The organism is Duncaniella dubosii, assembly GCF_004803915.1.
Classification (GTDB): domain Bacteria; phylum Bacteroidota; class Bacteroidia; order Bacteroidales; family Muribaculaceae; genus Duncaniella; species Duncaniella dubosii.
Genome location: NZ_CP039396.1, coordinates 792,220 through 810,077 on the forward strand (window position 1 = coordinate 792,220; position 17,858 = coordinate 810,077).

Here is a 17,858-nt window from a genome sequence, read left to right on the forward strand (position 1 = left end):
CTACACTATTCAATCCTCCAAGCCAACCCTAAAGGGGATGCCTTGAGATGCAAAATCAACGTAACGCATTGAAATGTTAATGAATAGATTTTATGTTAAATATTTTGTCAGAAAGTATTTTTATACTAAATTTGCCAACCGATACATGAAATTCGCAGCAGATCATATTCAATCAGCAACTCAACCGGAACCTTGGAAATCAGTGCTTAACCGCTCACACCGTTAAATCAGCCTGAACAAACAATACTCATCATAATACCCATTTAGTAACTATCATGAAACAGAGACCAAAATCTCTATCATCCGTACTCGGATCAAACAATGTCGACAGAAAGTTGGCGTGCGGAGTGCTTGCATTCGCCCTCATGGGCGGAACAGGCATGACAGCCCATGCTGCCGACAGCAATAGGGGGGGATATTTAGCTGCCCCTCAAGCAAATAGCAACAAGCACACTGTCTCAGGTGTAGTCGTTGACGAAAGCGGCGAGCCGATGATCGGTGTGTCAGTAATCCAGGAAGGGACAACAACAGGCATCGCGACTGACTTCGACGGACGCTACACTCTCACCGTCCCCGCAGGCGCAGTCCTCAACTTCTCCTACATCGGTTACAAAAGCCAGAGTGTAAAGGTCGGCAACCAGACCACAATCGACATCACAATGCAGCCCGATACCGAAGTCCTCGACGACGTGGTGGTGATTGGCTACGGTACGGTTAAGAAAAACGACCTCACAGGTTCGGTTTCTTCCGTAGACACAAAAGCACTTAACGCAAAGGGCGCACCTACCGCTCTCTCGGCTCTTCAGGGTGCAAGCCCCGGTGTGAACATCGTGCAGAACACAGGCCGTGCCAACGGCAACTTCGACATCCAGATCCGCGGTAAGTCGTCAATCAACTCAGGCACCACTCCCCTCTTCGTAGTCGACGGAGTGATGTGTGACAACATCGACTTCCTCAACCCGCAGGACATCGAGCGCATGGACATCCTCAAGGATGCTTCGTCGACAGCCATCTACGGTTCGCGCGCCACAGCCGGTGTCGTGATGGTCACAACCCGAGGCGGACTCAACGTCAACCGCAACGTCAAGACATCCATCACATATGACGGCTACTACGGCATCAACCACGCCACACGTATGCCCGACTTCATGGACGGCGAGGAATACTACAACTACCGTCTCGCCAAATTCATGAACAACGTGACACCCTTCGGACCGCAGACGACCTATGGCCCGAAGACTCAGGTCGAGCTCGGACAGGCTCTTCTCCAGACCGTGAAAAACGACTATGAGTCACCTTTCCGTCTGAAGGAAATGATCGCAAACGGCGAGACCGTCGACTGGCCTTCACTCGTCACCCGCGACGGCAGCCAGCAGAACCACTATCTTGCCATCGGCGGCAGCAGTGACAGTGCGAACTACCACTTCGGCATCGGCTACAACGGACAGGAAGGTCTCTATCGCGGTGACGATTCCAAGACCTACACCTTCAAGGGTTCGGTCGACGCACGCATCAACAAAGTGATCGAAGCCGGCTTCACCTTCAACCTCGCACGCATCGACACATCATATGCCGACGACGGCGCAATCTCAAACGCCTACCGTGTCAACACCTTCATGCAGCCCTACGACTCTGAAGGCCACCTCAACCGCTATCCCGGTGCGAAAGGCGCTCTCGGAACTGACGACCACCAGTTCACAGACTTCGTCAACCCCCTCTACTCGATGAAGAACCAGACTCACGAGAAGCGTCTCTACCGCGCACTCGGTAATGTCTACCTGCAGCTCAATCTCATGAAGGGTCTCAATGTCAAGACGACATTCTCACCCTCCTACAGCAGCTCACGTGAAGGCACATTCACCGGCTACATCGATCCCGAGACCGGCATGACCTACGCCGGCGGCGAACCGTCGTCGAGCGAGGCAAAGGTAATCAACAAGAACGGCTTCGCCTATGTCTGGGACAACACAATCAATTTCAACCGCACCTTCAACAAGGTTCACAACGTCAACTTCATGGGGCTCTTCTCTATGGAAAAGAGCACTTCGGAGACCTACACCTATGTGGCCAACGGTGTGAATGAGAACACCGACTGGTGGAATATGGGGTCAGGCACTGTCAACTCAAGCTCTGGCTCAGGATATACCGAATACAGCATGATGTCATATGCGCTCCGTGCAAACTACAACTACGACGGCAAATACTTCGCCACCGCCACAATCCGCTGGGACGGTTCGTCGAAATTCGCCGACGGGCACCGCTGGGGCTCATTCCCCTCAGGAGCGCTCGCTTGGCGTATCAGCCAGGAAGAATTCCTCCGCGATGTAAGCTGGATTGACAACATCAAACTCCGCGCCAGCTACGGTAAGACCGGTAACAACGACGGTATCGGCAACTTCGACTTCATGGTCGGTGTCAACGGTCCGTACTACTATCCCTTCGGCCCGGACTACTATCAGGGTTTCTATCCCTCGGGCATCGTCGACAAGAACCTCAAGTGGGAGACCTCTACAGAATGGGACTTCGGTATCGACTTCGGCTTCCTCAACAGCCGTATCAACGGTACGATCGACTTCTACAACAAGAATTCCGAACACCTCCTCTATCCCGTCGAACTTCCCCTTGAATCAGGAGGCGGGACAATGAACACCAACATCGGTAAGGTGCGCAACCGCGGTTTCGAACTTTCACTCAACACCGTCAACATCACCAACCGCACATTCGAGTGGACCACCACCCTCAACTTCTCGCTCAACCGCAACCGTGTCAACGAAATCAACGGTACAGGCAACTTCGCGTCATCAAGCGACGTTTCCAAGTGGCTCTGGATCGGCTTCCCGTATGACAACGTCTACACATGGGACTGGACAGGCATCGTCAGCGACCTCAACATGGTTGTCCCCGACCATGAAATCGCCCGCGCCAAAGGCTTCACCCCCGGCCAGACTGTCCGCTCTTGCGACTACTACTATACCTGCTACGGTCTGACCGAAGGCCAGCCCATCATCCGCGACAAGGACGGCAACGGTATAATCGACGAAAATGACAAGGTCATCTTCGACAGCCAGCCCGACTTCACCGCCAGCCTTTCGTCAAACATGACCTACAACCTTCCCAAGAAGGGCGGCATGATCGACTTCTCGTTCAACCTCTATGCAAGCGTCGGCGGCAAGGTGGCATCTCCATTCCTCGGCGGCGACTACTATGACTACCATGACCGTGGACGCGGCAAGATGATGTTTGACTACTACATCCCTGCCGGTACACTCATCGACTGCGACGGTATGCGCGCCGACGGTACATACATCAACCCCGTCTACCAGACCGAGACCCACTACGGCAAGTGGCCCACACCCAACTGTGGCGAATCTGACGGTATCGGAACAACCCTCACCTACTTCCAGGCCGCCCGTCAGGTGACCGACGCATCATTCCTCAAAGTGAAAAACATCACCGTCGGCTACACCTTCGCTCCCCAGCTGCTCAAGCACATCGGCTGCAATCAGGCCCGTCTCTATTTCACAGTGACCAACCCCTTCGTGTTCACAAAATATGAAGGCTACGACCCCGAATGGGCAAAAGCCGCTCTCAAGAACCAAGGTCCGAGCGTTGTCTCTTATCAGATTGGCGCAAGCATTAAATTCTAATCCCTCAGTTTGAACACCAAAATGAAATCATACAAATATATCGGAATGGCCATGCTCACCGCTTTCACCCTCTCGGGATGTAGCGACTTTCTCGATACGGAAAACAAGAGCAACGCCAACCAGAACGGTGAGGAATTCTTCAAAAAGAATGCCGAAAGCCTCCTCACATCAGCATACTATTCATACCGCGACATCGTCAACATGATCGATATCGCCGATCAGGGCGCCGACCTCTATATCAACGCCCGCGGTGCTGACGACGGCACTTTCTCCCTCTACAACTTCGACCCCGAGAACGGCACTGTCACCAACCTTTACAAATACTGCTACAAGGCCATAAACTATGCCAACGGAGTCCTTTCCTACACCAGCGACCCCAAGCTCGTGGCCGAGGCAACATTCCTCCGCAACTGGGGCTACTACTATCTGACCCAGCACTTCGGCGGTGTGCCCTATGTGACATCCTACATCGAAAGCTCGACCCGCGACTATCCCCGCGCCGCGCTTGCCGACATCTATGCAGGAATGCTCGCCGACCTCGAAGCATGCTACAATGAAGCAAGCCTCCCCGAAATCGACCACACAGGACGTGTAAGCAAGCGCGCTGTGGCAGCCCTCGCCGCAAAGACAGCCCTTGCGGCAGCATGGGATCTCGGAACCACCCTCACTGACGAAGTGAAGGGAACATACACGGTACACAACACTGAAATGTTCCGCACAGCTGCCTCTTGGGCTGAAAAGGCCATCGGCGGAGTGCAGCTCACAATGTCGTTTGAAGACAAATGGTCGCCAAAGAACGAAGGTAACGACGAAGAAATCTTCTCAATCCAGTATGACCGTCTGGGTTATCCCGGCAACAAGACCAACGGCGGCCATAGCCTGATGTATGACTACATGGGCTACTACGGCAACTGCGTCCAGACCGGCCACAAGGGAACAAAGTCAGGTGGCACAAACTCATTGTCCTACAAGGCGATGGAATTGTTCGAACGTGGCGACCAGCGCTACGAAGGCACTTTCATGACAGTCTACTACAACCCCGAACTTAAGGACGGTGTTGTCGGCTGGGGCGATGACGGCTATCTCGCTTACTACAACCTGTCGGCTGCGGAACTCGCAAAGAAACCCATCTCCATCAAGTTCTATCCTTCCTATACCACCGAGGCCGAGGCTCTCGCCGATCTCGAAGCCATCAAGTCGCAGACTGTCAAGTTTGCCACCGGCACTCATGGCAACAACCTGCCCTTCGCCTGCATCATGGGAGCAGATCAGATCACACAGTGGTACTTCAACGAGGACGGCTCTCTTCAGGCCAAGAAAACCCTGAGCACCGCCGACTTCATCAAGGCCGGCTTCGCCTCTTCGCCATGCGTGAAGAAGTGGGACGACCCCGAGTCTGAAAACGTGACTGAGAAAAACTGCTACCGTGACATCGTGGTGTTCCACGTCAGCGACATGTATCTCATCGCAGCCGAGGCTTATCTCCTTGCCGATGACCAGCCCGCGGCCCTCGCCAAGATCAACGCTGTCCGCAACCGCGCCGGTCTCCCCTCGCTCGCTTCATTCAGCAGCTACGAAGCTCCCTACTCTATCTCAAGCAGCTTCACCGAGACACCCCTTGACCTCGTGCTCGACGAACGTGCCCGCGAGCTTTATGCCGAGCGCACACGCTGGGAAGACCTCCGTCGCACACGTCAGCTCGTGCGCTACAACATCGAGTTTGCCCGCGCTATCGACAACGTAGCCGACATGCAGAACTCAAAGGGAGAAACCAAGTGGTATCGTCCCATCCCCGCAACGGAAATCAACAACAACACCTCGATGACACTTGAGGATCAGAATCCCGGTTATTAATCGAATTTTAAACGCAAGCAACTTATACAAACATGAATAAGATTCTTAATCGCCTCTTCATCCTGACCGCTCTTGTCATGGCCCTGTCAAGCTGCAAGGACGAGGCAGAAATACCCGGCCACGGCAAGCCCGGAAACCCTGAGAAAGAAGTAGCCGGAACTTATGTCGGAACATGGACCAAAACCCAGCGCAACTCCACCGCAGAGCCTGTCACCGCCGAAGGCACTCTTACGTTTACCGCTACCGACGAAGCCTACATTACAGTTGTAAAAATCGGATGTGAATCGTCGGCTATGGATTTCAACAACACTTCCAGCTTCGCAAGCACCGAAAGCCGCGCCAACATCGTGGGTCAGTCAGCACAATACGTATTCTACAATGTCCTGACCACAAACGGCCTCGGAACATCGTTCAACGGCACTGTCTCATTCGGAGGCGAAGCTACAATGACTTTTGCCAAGACAATCCGCCAAGGACGTGTGACCTACACCTACGACTACACCTTCACAGGCACAAAACAGTAATTCCGAAACATAAAAAATTTCATCCGGAGATCCCTCGGTCTCCGGATGAATAAAACAGACAACCAACCAATCAGTATTGTTTAATTTTAAATTTCTTACCACGATGAAGAAAAATTTACTACTTCTCGCTTCTCTCGCAGTAGCTTTCGGAGCTTCTGCACAAGTTGAAACCATTTTCTTCGATTCAACTATCGTACCTGAAAAAACTACCGTTGACGGCGGCACCGTGCTCGGTCAGGGTGAAGCCGGCACATTCAAAGTTGCTTACACCGATGACTGGGGTCCCCAGAGCATCGCGATGGACAACTACAACGCAATCAGAATCAACGGCGTTGACCTCGGCAAAATGCCTTCAGGTATCGGCGGCAGCACTAACCCCGCCGGCTGGTCAACCTCAACTGCAGCCACCGGTGGTGCTGTTTTCCTCTTTGAAGCAGCAAAAGACGGTTATGTGACCATCCCCTCTAAGTTCTCTTCAAACAAGAACTACTGGGCATTCGAAGGTCTTGCAGGAGAAGGTGAGCTGTGCCTGTCTTACACTCTCGCAATCGAAGGCGTATCAATCGGCCAGCCCATTGTCTATACTCTTCCCGCTGACGCTGAGGGTTACCTCAACCTCGCTGCAGCCGACATCGAAAAGTATGTTGACGGTACTTCTGTAAGATGGCCTGAGAAGATCGCTTTCGGCGCTGACGCTGCCGATATCAAGAAAAACGGTTTCGGCGTCATGATGTTCCCCGTTTACGCAGGATGCAAGTACCTCTTCGGTGCTCAGGGTTCAAAGATGATCACCTGCGGTGCTATCTTCACTACAGAAAAGCCCTCTGTAACACTCTACGGCATTCCCGCTGAAGGCGAAGACGCTCCTGCTGAATTCGCAGTGAACTACCCCGGCGCTGACACATCGGCCATCGAGTCTATCATCACCGACCAGACTGTTGACGAAAACGCTCCTATCTACAACGTGATGGGCCAGCGCGTCACCAAAGAATATAAGGGTATTCTTATTCAGAACGGCAAGAAGTTTGTAAACTTCTAATAAAGAATTCATACACAATTCTATTTCGCATCAGAGGGGCATTGTCGCGAGACATCGCCTCTCTGAACTTTTTTAGCCCGGCAGAAATCCGGAGCATACCTGACTATGGCTTCATCCGCCGCCATTGCCTGACGGCCGTCTCCACTGCCCACAGCTCTCTTTTTCACTCTTTTAAACCGCCTTAAGCATTTTTTTTGCAAAATGTGGATGGAATTTCCGCGAAAAGAGTTACTTTTGCAAGACAATTTCAAAGCGCGGTGCAAAACCGTGGAAACAGAAAAATATTCGTATAAATTATCTAACAACCAAAATTAATCTATCATGGCTTACGTAATCACAGACTCTTGCGTGGCTTGTGGCACTTGCCAGCCCGTCTGCCCCGTTGACGCTATCTCTGAAGGCGATATCTACCACATCGATCCCGATACTTGCATCGAGTGCGGTTCTTGCGCAGAAGTTTGCCCCAGCGAGGCTATCATCCCCGGCGAATAATCAGCAAGAGAGACTCACTCTTTTAACGAAAAGAATTCAAAAGCTGCTTCCGGATGTTATAAAACATGGAAGCAGCTTTTTTTCATTTTTTTCATCCGCCCTATCAAATATAATTATTTATTGCTGTCCGATAAAACTTTTTGAGGCAAAACAAAATTAGGACTGGCACCTATTGCAGGAGTCAGTCCTTTTAGTTTAGTTTGTGTTGGTCAAAACATATTCTAAACTATGCCCAAAAGTAGTCATTTTAGCGGACAGCCGCTCTATGGTCAGGTAATAAAACTGCTTGACAAGTCGAAAATTCTTCAGTTTAGCCGCGAATACGGAGGAGAGAGATATACCAAACGGTTTAACTGCTGGATTCATCTGGTGGTAATGCTCTATGCCGTGATAATGCGATTCGACTCATTGCGTGAGATAACAGCCAGTTTGCTTGCCGAGACGCGTAAACTGTCTCATATAGGTATTACTTTCAAAATCGGGCGCAGCACACTTGCGGATGCCAACAAGAGGCGCCCCGAAGCTATATTTGAGGCTATATATCGTGATCTATATGCCACTTACCGCCACGTTCTTTCCTCGGACAGCCACAGCCGCAAGACTCCAAAATGGATGAAACGACTGCAGATTATCGACTCCACGACTATTACTCTGTTCTCCAACCTGCTGTTCAAGGGAGTCGGACGCCATCCAAAGACCGGAAAAAAGAAAGGCGGAATCAAGGTTCATACCGTCATACATGCCAACGAAGGTGTGCCGTCGGATATAAAGTTCACATCAGCGGCTACAAACGACTCATTCATGCTCAAGCCAACAACATTGAGTAAAGGCGACATAATGGCAATGGACCGCGCATACATCGACTATGAGAAGTTCCAACAACTGACGGAGCGTGGCGTAACATACGTCACCAAGATGAAGAAGAACCTGAAATACAGCATATTGTCGGACACTATGTATCAGACTCCTGACGGACTGATGGAGGTCAGGATACAGCAAGTGGAGTTTGTAAAGCAGGTTAAAGGCGGAGAGGTCATTCGACATAAATCACGCATAATCACTTATGTGGATGTCAAGAAGCGCAAACTGATATCGCTGCTGACCAACGATATGGAGTCCGACCCGGAGGAAATCATCGCGATATACCGACAGAGATGGGAAATTGAGCTGCTGTTCAAGCAGATGAAACAAAACTTTCCACTTAAATACTTCTATGGCGAGAGCGCCAATGCCATCAAGATCCAGATCTGGATCACACTAATCGCCAATCTACTGCTGATGGTTATGCAGAAGGGGCTGAAACGCCAGTGGAGCTTCTCCGGGCTGGCAACAATGGTCAGAATTACCCTGATGTACTACGTTGACTTCAACAGCCTGTTTAACAACCCGGAAAAAGAGTGGGAAATCATCCTTTCCGAGGCCTCCGGAGCGCCTCCCGAACCGTCATTGTTTGACTGAGGGGGCTTGTAAGGTAAAAAAGAAGACTCGAACACCGTAAAATCAGCGTTCGAGCCATACTTTATTGCGCTATTTGAGTTTTATCGGACAGCAATAATAATTATTACATTTGCACCGTTAACCAAATCATCAATACATACCTTTTCAATTAATTTCTTCTATCATGGATATTAACACCATTCTCAACAACCTGGAAGCCAAGCATCCGGGTGAAAAGGAGTATCTTCAGGCAGTCAAGGAAGTCCTCATCTGCGTAGAGGACGTCTACAACCAGCATCCTGAATTTGAAAAAGCAAAAATCATCGAGCGCATGGTCGAGCCTGACCGCATCGTCACATTCCGCGTGACTTGGGTCGACGACAAGGGCGAAGTGCAGAACAACATCGGCTACCGCGTGCAGTTCAACAACGCTATCGGCCCGTACAAAGGCGGCATCCGTTTCCACGCATCGGTCAACCTCTCGATTCTTAAATTCCTCGGCTTCGAGCAGACTTTCAAAAACGCACTCACCACTCTCCCGATGGGCGGAGCAAAGGGCGGCAGCGACTTCTCGCCACGCGGCAAGAGCGACGCTGAAATCATGCGTTTCTGTCAGGCATTCATCCTCTGCCTCTGGAAGAACCTCGGACCTGACCGCGACGTGCCCGCAGGCGACATAGGTGTAGGCGGACGTGAAGTAGGCTACATGTACGGCATGTACAAGAAGCTCGTCAACGAATGCACCGGCACATTCACCGGCAAGGGTCTTGACTTCGGCGGCTCGCTCATCCGCCCCGAAGCTACCGGTTTCGGCGCGCTCTACTTCGTGCAGAGCATGCTCGCAGAGAAAAAAGACGACATCAAGGGCAAGACAGTCGCTGTTTCCGGCTTCGGCAACGTGGCTTGGGGCGCTACCCTCAAGGCTACCGAACTCGGCGCGAAAGTGGTGACAATCTCCGGCCCTGACGGATATATCTACGACCCCGACGGAATCTCAGGCGACAAGATTGACTACATGCTCTATCTCCGCGCTACCGGCGAAGACATCGTAGCCCCCTACGCCGAGAAATATCCCAACGCCCAGTTCTTCCCCGGACAGAAGCCTTGGGGACAGAAAGTCGACATCGCCCTCCCCTGCGCGACACAGAACGAAGTCGACGGCGAAGACGCAAAGAAACTCGTTGCAAACGGTGTTGAACTCGTGGCCGAAGTTTCAAACATGGGCTGCACACCCGAAGCGATCGATACCTTCCTCGCATCGAAGACCACATACGCTCCCGGCAAGGCCGTGAATGCAGGCGGTGTGGCTACCTCAGGTCTCGAAATGAGCCAGAACGCCGAACACCTCCAGTGGAGCGCCGAAGAAGTTGACCGCCGCCTCCATGAAATCATGAAGAATATCCACACTCAGTGCGTGAAACACGGCACAGAGCCCGACGGATATATCAACTACATGAAGGGCGCAAACATCGCCGGCTTCATGAAGGTTGCCAACGCCATGATCGGTCAGGGCATCATCTGATTTCCACGCTGAAAAATACTTAGGAAATTACTTAGAATTCTTAGGTACAGAAATTCAGAAATAACAAAAATAACAGATTTTTATTCTCGTCTGCCGGGATGACATTTTCAGTTTACCCGAATGACTAAAATAAAAATCTGTTATTTTTGTTATTTCTGAATTTCTGTATCCCTCTTCTCTATCAATCTGTCATTTCTGATGCCTGATATCCTCTCCGTATTCTTCCAGATAGGCTTCGCAGGCGAGTTTAAGCTCATCATACCACTCCTTGCCGAAATGTGCGGTCAACGGCCCTTCGAGAAACTGATAGAGCCTCACCCCGAGCTTGCGTCCAAGCTGTTCGGCCGGCTTGCATATCTTCCACTTGTGATAGTTGACAGCCGTAAACGAAGGATATTTCGTCAGTCTCACGGGATAGAGCGCACAGGAGGCCGGTTTGCGGAACGCGCCGGTCTTACCCTCGTTATACGCACACTCTATGGCACACTGACACAGCCCTCCGGGAGCATAGCAGGTATAGATACAGTTGCGTCCGTCGACAATCTGTGTGACCAGATCACCGTCGGGATCGAGATAGCTCGTCCCCTCTTCCGCCATCCGCTCCTTGGCCGATGGAAGCAGCTTGTCCTCAAACTGCGGAATCAGACGGTCGATTTCATCGCGTTCCTCCTCAGTGATCGGCGCACCCGCATCGCCCTCGATGCAGCATTCGCCCTTACACTTTTCAAGGTCGCAGCAAAAAAACACTTCCGCGAGGTCAAGCGACACCAATGTATCCTGTATCTGTAACATAATTTCTTCCTCTGTTTCTTCCATTATGGTTTTGTTGGTTTATCCTCTTGTTCAATTTCCCGACACAATCATGCCCACGCCGATCAGCCGGTCGAAACGGCCTCCGCGCGGACGGTAATAGACCCTGACCGTGTATTCGTTGACAGTCTGATAAAAGTCACCCTCGACAGGGGCGGTCTCGCCTTGCAGACTCCCCGACGGGACGGTGAGATACTGATAGTTGTATGCCCCCTGTTTCAGCATCATCGAATTTTCATAGCGTCCCGTCGCCCGGTTGTAGACCATGCGCGACACAGGGTCGAACCGCCGCTGGACAAAATCACCGTCGAGAAACACGTCAGCCCCGGCGATTTCCGGCATCTCAAGTCCGAAGTGGACCATCACATAGTCCGCTTCAGTGTCTGAACGCGACGACGATGACTCGCGGACAAAAAAACGTCCGTGCTGGGTGCTGTCGTAGCTATACGGAATCGCGCCACGCGGACTGTCCGTGTAAAGCCACATATTATATATAGGCGTATCGGCGCTGATATTCTCCACGCCCATGCCCGGATATGATGTTGAGACCGTCTCGAAACGGCGATACTCGTTTCCAGCCTTGAAAATCAGGGGACGCAGATGCTCGTAGATCACCCTGTCGCCGAGCACACGCTGCGGAGCGGTCAGCACCACCTCATTATCGGCTCGACCGTTCTGACTGACAACAATCCGGAGGTCGTTGAACGGATCGTCAATCCCTGCGGCATGTTGCAGATCCACGGTCAGCCCGAGTTGCTGATGATTCCGGTTTGTGTCTATGTCGGTCAGCGATGTCACCCCAGCATAGACCCCTGCCGAAAAGTCCGACACCCCGAAGCGGGCCTGAAGCAAAGTTTCGTCAGGATTGCTTTCGTCGTATACGCGCAGCAGATAGTTGCCGGTCTCGGTGATGCGTATCTCGCGGTTGGGAATTGTAATGGAATAGTGCACGTAGTGGACGAGTGTCGCCCGCGAGAACTCATAGTCCTCAACCTCACCTTCGTTGAAGCCGTCGAGAAACTCCGAAGCCACCAGTCCTTCCGGCTGCCAGAACGCATCGCAGTGGATCAGTTCGTAGCGCATGAACCGCCGTTCGTCGCCAAGCTCATCGAAACTCACCGTCAGCCGGCTCAGCGGGTCACCGAGTGTAATCACCGGGGGAGCGAACTCATTGGCGTCAAGCGTCACCTTCAGCGAACGGAAAGCCGGGTCGAATATGGCCTGCGACGTGTCAGTCACCTCTGCTCTGCCGGCAACAAAAAGCCAGAGCAGACACAACGCGGCCAGACAGCGACTAAAAGCCATCGGCCTCAAACTGCCGGTGGAGCATCTCGACTCCGTCAGTTATCAGATCGATGCAGGGCTTGCGTCCGGGACGTTTCAGCTCCTGACAGACATAAGATCCGTTAAGCTCCTCAAACATGTCGAGCGGCTGCCTCACCTTGGCGTAGAGCGCCGGACGCTCAAGCTTGTCGTAGACGAGTCCGCACACCATTGCCGCACCAGTCATCACACCGCATACCTCGCCCTTGCCGCCGATTCCGCTTCCGAATCCCGACGAAATGCGGGCGAGCACTTCGGCATCCACGTCGGTCATATCGTCGAAAGCCATCGCGACACACTGACAGCAGTTACGGCCTTCGCCGCGCAGACGGCGCGCAAGTTCCTTTCGTTGTTCCAATGTATATTTCATGATTCCGAAAAAAATTTTTTACAGTTTGATTTTATAAGTTCTGACATCCGTCAACACAACACCAGTCAACCGGGGTGATTCCTTTCGACACGAGATAGGCATTGGCCCTTGAGAAAGGCTTGCTTCCGAAAAATCCACGCGAGGCGCTGAGCGGCGACGGATGCGGCGACGTTATGACACAGTGGCGCGAGCGGTCGATGAACTCACCCTTGCGCTGCGCGTATGCCCCCCAGAGGATAAACACAAGATTGTCGCGCTCCGAGGCAAGCTTGCGGATCGCAGCGTCGGTGAATGTCTCCCATCCCTGATTCTGATGCGAGGCCGGCGCGCCCGCGTCGACCGTAAGAGTCGCGTTCAGGAGCAACACGCCCTGACGCGCCCAGCAGCTCAGATCGCCCGACAGCGGAGCCCGACAGCCGAGGTCATCTTCAAGCTCCTTGTAGATGTTGCGCAACGAACGCGGCAGATCGACACCCGGATTGACCGAAAAACTCAATCCGTTGGCCTGACCATAGCCCGGATAAGGGTCTTGACCGAGAATCACCACCTTCACCTCGTCAAAAGGACAAGAGTCGAAGGCTGCGAAAATCTTGCCGGCCGGCGGGAAAACCGTCTGACGAGCATAGCGGTCACGCACAAAGGCGGTCAGATGACGGAAGTAGTCCTTATCCCACTCGTCGGCGAGCGCTTTTTTCCACGAAGAGTCAATTCTAACGTCCATTAGTCAAATTTTGATTTGTTCTTTGCAAAAATACAAAAAAATCACTAATTTTGCATCCCACAATCCGGTGAAAGCACTCCGGCACATCGTAAGCGGTCAAGAAGCCGCCTCGCCGGAGCGTTCATCTCGATTTGTTCCCGTAGTTCAATGGATAGAATATCGGATTCCGGTTCCGACGATTAGGGTTCGACTCCCTACGGGAATACAACATTTCCACAAAAGCCGCAATCAAGCGAAAGTTATGAGACACTGGATACTGCTAATTCTATTTTCTGTCAGCCTGATATTCTCAGTCAAGGGATATTTCCGGCCCGCAGCTCCCGAGGCTACCGACTATGACGGGGTGAAGGCCGAATACAAATCCCTAAGCAAACGCTACTGCCTGATATGCACATGCCTCTTTCTCTACCTGATAATGCAGCAAATCGAATCCATCGGCCTTGAATAAGCCCCGAGGGTGATAAAATCGGTTTGGAGATATGGCAAAAAAGATTTAACTTTGCGCCATCAAAGGCCACGCCTCTTGTTTACATCATCCATAATCATTAAGGATGCTCGAATGGTGGAATGGTAGACACGAAGGACTTAAAATCCTTTGGTCATTGCGACCGTGCGGGTTCGAGTCCCGCTTCGAGCACAGACAAATATCCGCAAGTGAATGTATCCGTCCATAAAGGACTGCACACCACCTGCGGATATTTTTTAGTATCTGATATACACTCCTATGCGTCATTTGATTCTCCGTCATGTCACGGCGTTTATTGTAATCGTCACTTCGATAGTAGCCGTCAGTTGCATTAAGAACAGCAAACCACAACAGACAATTCCCTCCGACGACGAGGAGAGAGTCTACATGCTCGTGGCCACACCCGGCGCTGAGGGCGACTTTACCCGTGCCGTCGCCGTAAGCGACTCGCTGTTTGCCGACATGCTGACAATCGCCTGCGTAGAAACAGGCCATGTCGCCGAAGCCCTCGACTTCGCCCGCAGGGCGCTCCGTCTTGCGGAGGAGCTGGCCGATACGACCGCATGCTCAACGCCTTCAATTCGCTCGACTCCGTGCGCCGTTCCGACATCGACCGTGAACTTAGCGACCTTAAAATTCCATCAACCAAAGCTGTCTGCAAAATATCCACAGCGCCTTGGGGATTTCCCTAAATTCGGTTTAGGCTATTCCCTAAGACGCTGATTTTAATGATTTTATCGTCGAAATTTTATGTTTTTTAAAATAAAATATTTATCTTTACGACATAAATTCATACATTTAACTTTGACACTTCATATTGCATCTAATTTTAACATTAGCGACAGACTATTAACACGACAAAATTTAATCATCAAACCTCGGTTTACTTTGTGATTCTATTCTTTACATTTAGCTATAAGCCTATGACACACCCCTCCGCAATCGCCGTCAACATGGCGATTGCTTTTTTTAGTTACCTCAAAAATTTTGTCACACATGTGGTGAATCTGCAATGAAAGCTAAAAAATCCGTAAGCAATGTGTTTTTCTGACCATAAAACAGTAAATTTGCATCTTAATAACCCCAGTTTACTATTATTTATGTCAGAAAAAAGAAAAAGATACTTCCTTGACGAGGAAGAAATCCCCCGCGCATGGTACAACATTCAGGCTGACATGCCTGTCAAACCCCTCCCGCCGCTCAACCCGCAGACCCGCGAACCGATGAAGGCCGAAGACCTCTATCCGATTTTTGCCCGCGAATGCTGCGATCAGGAACTCAACACCACCGACCGCTGGATTCAGATACCGGAGGAGGTTAGGGATATGTACAAATATTACCGCTCTACTCCGCTTGTCCGTGCCTATGGACTTGAAAAGGCACTCGGCACATCGGCACACATATATTTCAAGAACGAGAGTGTATCGCCGATGGGCTCCCACAAGCTCAATTCAGCCATCCCGCAAGCCTACTACTGCAAGAAGGAAGGTGTCAAAAACGTCACCACAGAGACAGGTGCCGGACAGTGGGGCGCGTCGCTCTCCTATGCGGCATCGCTCTTCGGACTCGACGCGGCGGTCTATCAGGTAAAAATTTCATACGAACAGAAGCCATACCGCCGCAGCATCATGCAGACCTACGGCGCACAGGTGACACCGTCGCCCTCAATGTCAACCCGCGCCGGAAAAGACATTCTCACCGTCAACCCAAACTATCAGGGCTCGCTCGGAACAGCCATATCAGAGGCTGTCGAGCTTGCCCGCACCACACCCGACTGCAAATATGCGCTCGGATCCGTGCTAAGCCATGTGACACTCCACCAGACCGTAATTGGTCTCGAAGCTGAAAAACAGATGGAGATGGCCGGAGAATATCCCGACATGGTAATCGCATGTTTCGGCGGAGGCTCGAACTTCGGAGGCATCTCCTTCCCCTTCATGCGCCACAAGATTGCCGGAGAGGAAGGCAAAAGCCACACCCGCTTCATAGCAGCCGAACCGTCATCGTGCCCCAAGCTGACAAAGGGCAAATTCTGCTACGACTTCGGCGACGAGGCCGGCTACACTCCGCTGCTGCCCATGTATTCGCTCGGCCACAAATTCTCACCCGCCAACATCCATGCAGGCGGTCTCCGCTATCATGGCGCAGGCGTTATTGTCAGCCAGCTGCTGAAAGACGGCCTTATGGAAGCGGTTGACATCGAACAGCTCGAATCGTTTGAAGCAGGCTGTCTGTTCGCACGTGCCGAAGGCATCATACCCGCACCGGAATCATGCCATGCGATCGCAGCCACCATCCGTGAAGTCAAGAAACTCAAGCCGGGCGAAAAAAAGGTGATACTTTTCAACCTTTCGGGCCACGGACTCGTCGACATGGCCTCGTATGACAAATATCTCTCCGGCGACCTTGTGAACTATTCGGTCACCGACGAGGAAATCGACGCCAACTTTGCCAAGTCTGACACAGTTGAAGCCTGACACTCCCACGGCGCAGGGTCTGAGGGCCACGAACCTCATCCCTGCGCCTGAACTATACTTTCTGTTTAAGTTACCTATATAATCCGACATACAGATGACCAAAGAAGACCTCAGAATCGTATTTCTCGGCACTCCTGATTTTGCAGTCGAAAGCCTCCGGCGCATCGTCGACGGCGGATACAACGTCGCAGGCGTGGTGACAATGCCTGACAAACCGGCGGGACGCGGACACAAAATGTATCATTCGCCCGTCAAGGAGTTTGCAGAAGCCCGCGGACTCCATCTCATGCAGCCGGTCAAGCTTAAAGACCCCGAGTTTGTCGATGAACTACGTTCGCTCAACGCCGACCTGTTTATCGTCATCGCCTTCCGCATGCTTCCTGAAGTGGTATGGACTATGCCGCGCCTCGGCACATTCAATCTCCACGCTTCGCTGCTCCCGCGCTACCGTGGCGCAGCCCCGATCAACTGGGCTGTCATCAACGGAGACACGGAGACCGGGGTCACGACTTTCTTCCTCAAGCATGAAATAGACACCGGCGACATCATCGCACAGGAACGTGTCGAAATCCTTCCGACCGACAATGTGGGCGATGTGCACGACCGCCTCATGATGCTCGGCGCAGACCTTACCATCAAGACCATCGACGACATCATTGCCGGGACACTCACCACAACCCCACAGGACAGACTTCTCGGCGAAACGGAAGCCACTCCTGCACCGAAGATTTTCAAGGAGACATGCAAAATCGACTGGACAGCCCCGGCCGAGACCATCCATAACCTCGTGCGCGGACTGTCGCCCTACCCCGCCGCATGGGCGACATTGGTCGACGGTGACACTGAACTTGGAGCAGTCAAGATTTTCGAGACACGCGTCACCGACACCCCGTCGGCCACTCCGGGAGAAATAATCATCGAAGGCGACAGCCTGACCGCCGGATGCGGCGACGGACGCCGTATCGAAATCCTGAGCCTCCAAGCGCCGGGAAAACGCCGCATGCCTGTGGCCGACTTCCTCCGCGGCTCGCGCCTCGCCAACCCTAAATTCATCTAAGCTTAGTCAGACATTATCAGTCTCCGCTACTAATCATCTGTTAATCTTCCCATTGCACATATCAACAGTCAACCAAAGACAATAGAGCGTAAAAAATTGCCATTGCCACAGACAATCAT

The 17,858-nt window shown here is 52.1% G+C and carries 16 protein-coding genes and 2 tRNA genes; 13 read left to right on the forward strand and 5 right to left on the reverse strand.

All coding sequences use genetic code 11. From position 1 onward, the window contains the following. Positions 1-275: 275 nt before the first annotated feature. The 4 genes from E7747_RS03465 to E7747_RS03480 all read left to right on the forward strand — a co-directional run bounded on the left by E7747_RS03465 (position 276) and on the right by E7747_RS03480 (position 7,064). A complete protein-coding gene (locus tag E7747_RS03465; RefSeq protein ID WP_136414132.1) occupies positions 276-3,647 on the forward strand; it encodes a SusC/RagA family TonB-linked outer membrane protein in 3,372 nt (1,123 codons plus the stop codon). Between the two features lie 21 nt (positions 3,648-3,668). Continuing rightward, positions 3,669-5,501 (forward strand): RagB/SusD family nutrient uptake outer membrane protein, encoded by a 1,833-nt coding sequence (locus E7747_RS03470; protein ID WP_136414134.1) that lies wholly within the window; start codon positions 3,669-3,671, stop codon positions 5,499-5,501. Positions 5,502-5,533: 32 nt separating this feature from the next. Beyond that, on the forward strand, positions 5,534-6,025 hold the full coding sequence (locus E7747_RS03475) for a hypothetical protein (protein WP_123614041.1): 492 nt from the start codon (positions 5,534-5,536) through the stop codon (positions 6,023-6,025). 103 nt (positions 6,026-6,128) lie between these two features. Beyond that, complete coding sequence (locus E7747_RS03480) at positions 6,129-7,064, forward strand: hypothetical protein (protein WP_123614040.1); 936 nt, start codon at positions 6,129-6,131, stop codon at positions 7,062-7,064. A 20-nt stretch (positions 7,065-7,084) separates the two neighbouring features. Here the strand turns inward: E7747_RS03480 and E7747_RS16470 are convergent, their stop codons facing one another. After that, positions 7,085-7,231, reverse strand: a complete 147-nt coding sequence (locus E7747_RS16470; RefSeq protein ID WP_168185214.1) for a hypothetical protein — start codon at positions 7,229-7,231, stop codon at positions 7,085-7,087. Between the two features lie 154 nt (positions 7,232-7,385). Between E7747_RS16470 and E7747_RS03485 the strand changes: the two genes are divergently transcribed. From E7747_RS03485 to gdhA, 3 genes are all read left to right on the forward strand, one after another. Then, positions 7,386-7,556: a DUF362 domain-containing protein gene (locus tag E7747_RS03485; RefSeq protein WP_107032135.1), complete on the forward strand. Its 171-nt coding sequence runs from the start codon at positions 7,386-7,388 to the stop codon at positions 7,554-7,556. 228 nt (positions 7,557-7,784) lie between these two features. Further along, complete coding sequence (locus E7747_RS03490) at positions 7,785-9,014, forward strand: IS4 family transposase (protein ID WP_136413786.1); 1,230 nt, start codon at positions 7,785-7,787, stop codon at positions 9,012-9,014. A gap of 163 nt (positions 9,015-9,177) precedes the next feature. Continuing rightward, complete coding sequence (gene gdhA, locus E7747_RS03495; protein WP_136414136.1) at positions 9,178-10,515, forward strand: NADP-specific glutamate dehydrogenase; 1,338 nt, start codon at positions 9,178-9,180, stop codon at positions 10,513-10,515. Between the two features lie 189 nt (positions 10,516-10,704). On the opposite strand, the gene E7747_RS03500 is transcribed toward gdhA, so the two are convergent. The 4 genes from E7747_RS03500 to ung are packed head-to-tail and all read right to left on the reverse strand — an operon-like array spanning position 10,705 to position 13,739. Beyond that, a complete protein-coding gene (locus tag E7747_RS03500; protein WP_136414138.1) occupies positions 10,705-11,307 on the reverse strand; it encodes a DUF3109 family protein in 603 nt (200 codons plus the stop codon). A gap of 51 nt (positions 11,308-11,358) precedes the next feature. Then, positions 11,359-12,630: a type IX secretion system plug protein gene (locus E7747_RS03505; protein WP_136414140.1), complete on the reverse strand. Its 1,272-nt coding sequence runs from the start codon at positions 12,628-12,630 to the stop codon at positions 11,359-11,361. Then, a complete protein-coding gene (locus E7747_RS03510) occupies positions 12,620-13,018 on the reverse strand; it encodes a C-GCAxxG-C-C family protein (protein ID WP_123614037.1) in 399 nt (132 codons plus the stop codon). Before E7747_RS03510 ends, E7747_RS03505 begins: the two co-directional genes overlap by 11 nt. Positions 13,019-13,049: 31 nt before the next feature. Further along, on the reverse strand, positions 13,050-13,739 hold the full coding sequence (gene ung / locus E7747_RS03515) for a uracil-DNA glycosylase (RefSeq protein WP_136414142.1): 690 nt from the start codon (positions 13,737-13,739) through the stop codon (positions 13,050-13,052). A gap of 133 nt (positions 13,740-13,872) precedes the next feature. On the opposite strand from ung, the gene E7747_RS03520 reads away from it, so the two are divergent. The 6 genes from E7747_RS03520 (at position 13,873) to fmt (ending at position 17,739) form a co-directional block, all read left to right on the forward strand. Next, positions 13,873-13,944, forward strand: a tRNA-Arg gene (locus E7747_RS03520). Between the two features lie 36 nt (positions 13,945-13,980). Beyond that, a complete protein-coding gene (locus tag E7747_RS03525) occupies positions 13,981-14,187 on the forward strand; it encodes a hypothetical protein (protein ID WP_136414144.1) in 207 nt (68 codons plus the stop codon). A 105-nt stretch (positions 14,188-14,292) separates the two neighbouring features. Then, positions 14,293-14,376 (forward strand) — tRNA-Leu (locus tag E7747_RS03530). Between the two features lie 87 nt (positions 14,377-14,463). Next, positions 14,464-14,928, forward strand: coding sequence for a hypothetical protein (locus E7747_RS03535; RefSeq protein ID WP_136414146.1), 465 nt, complete (start codon positions 14,464-14,466; stop codon positions 14,926-14,928). A gap of 377 nt (positions 14,929-15,305) precedes the next feature. Next, complete coding sequence (locus E7747_RS03540) at positions 15,306-16,682, forward strand: TrpB-like pyridoxal phosphate-dependent enzyme (protein ID WP_136414148.1); 1,377 nt, start codon at positions 15,306-15,308, stop codon at positions 16,680-16,682. 94 nt (positions 16,683-16,776) lie between these two features. Then, positions 16,777-17,739, forward strand: a complete 963-nt coding sequence (gene fmt / locus E7747_RS03545; protein WP_136414149.1) for a methionyl-tRNA formyltransferase — start codon at positions 16,777-16,779, stop codon at positions 17,737-17,739. Positions 17,740-17,858: the final 119 nt, after the last annotated feature.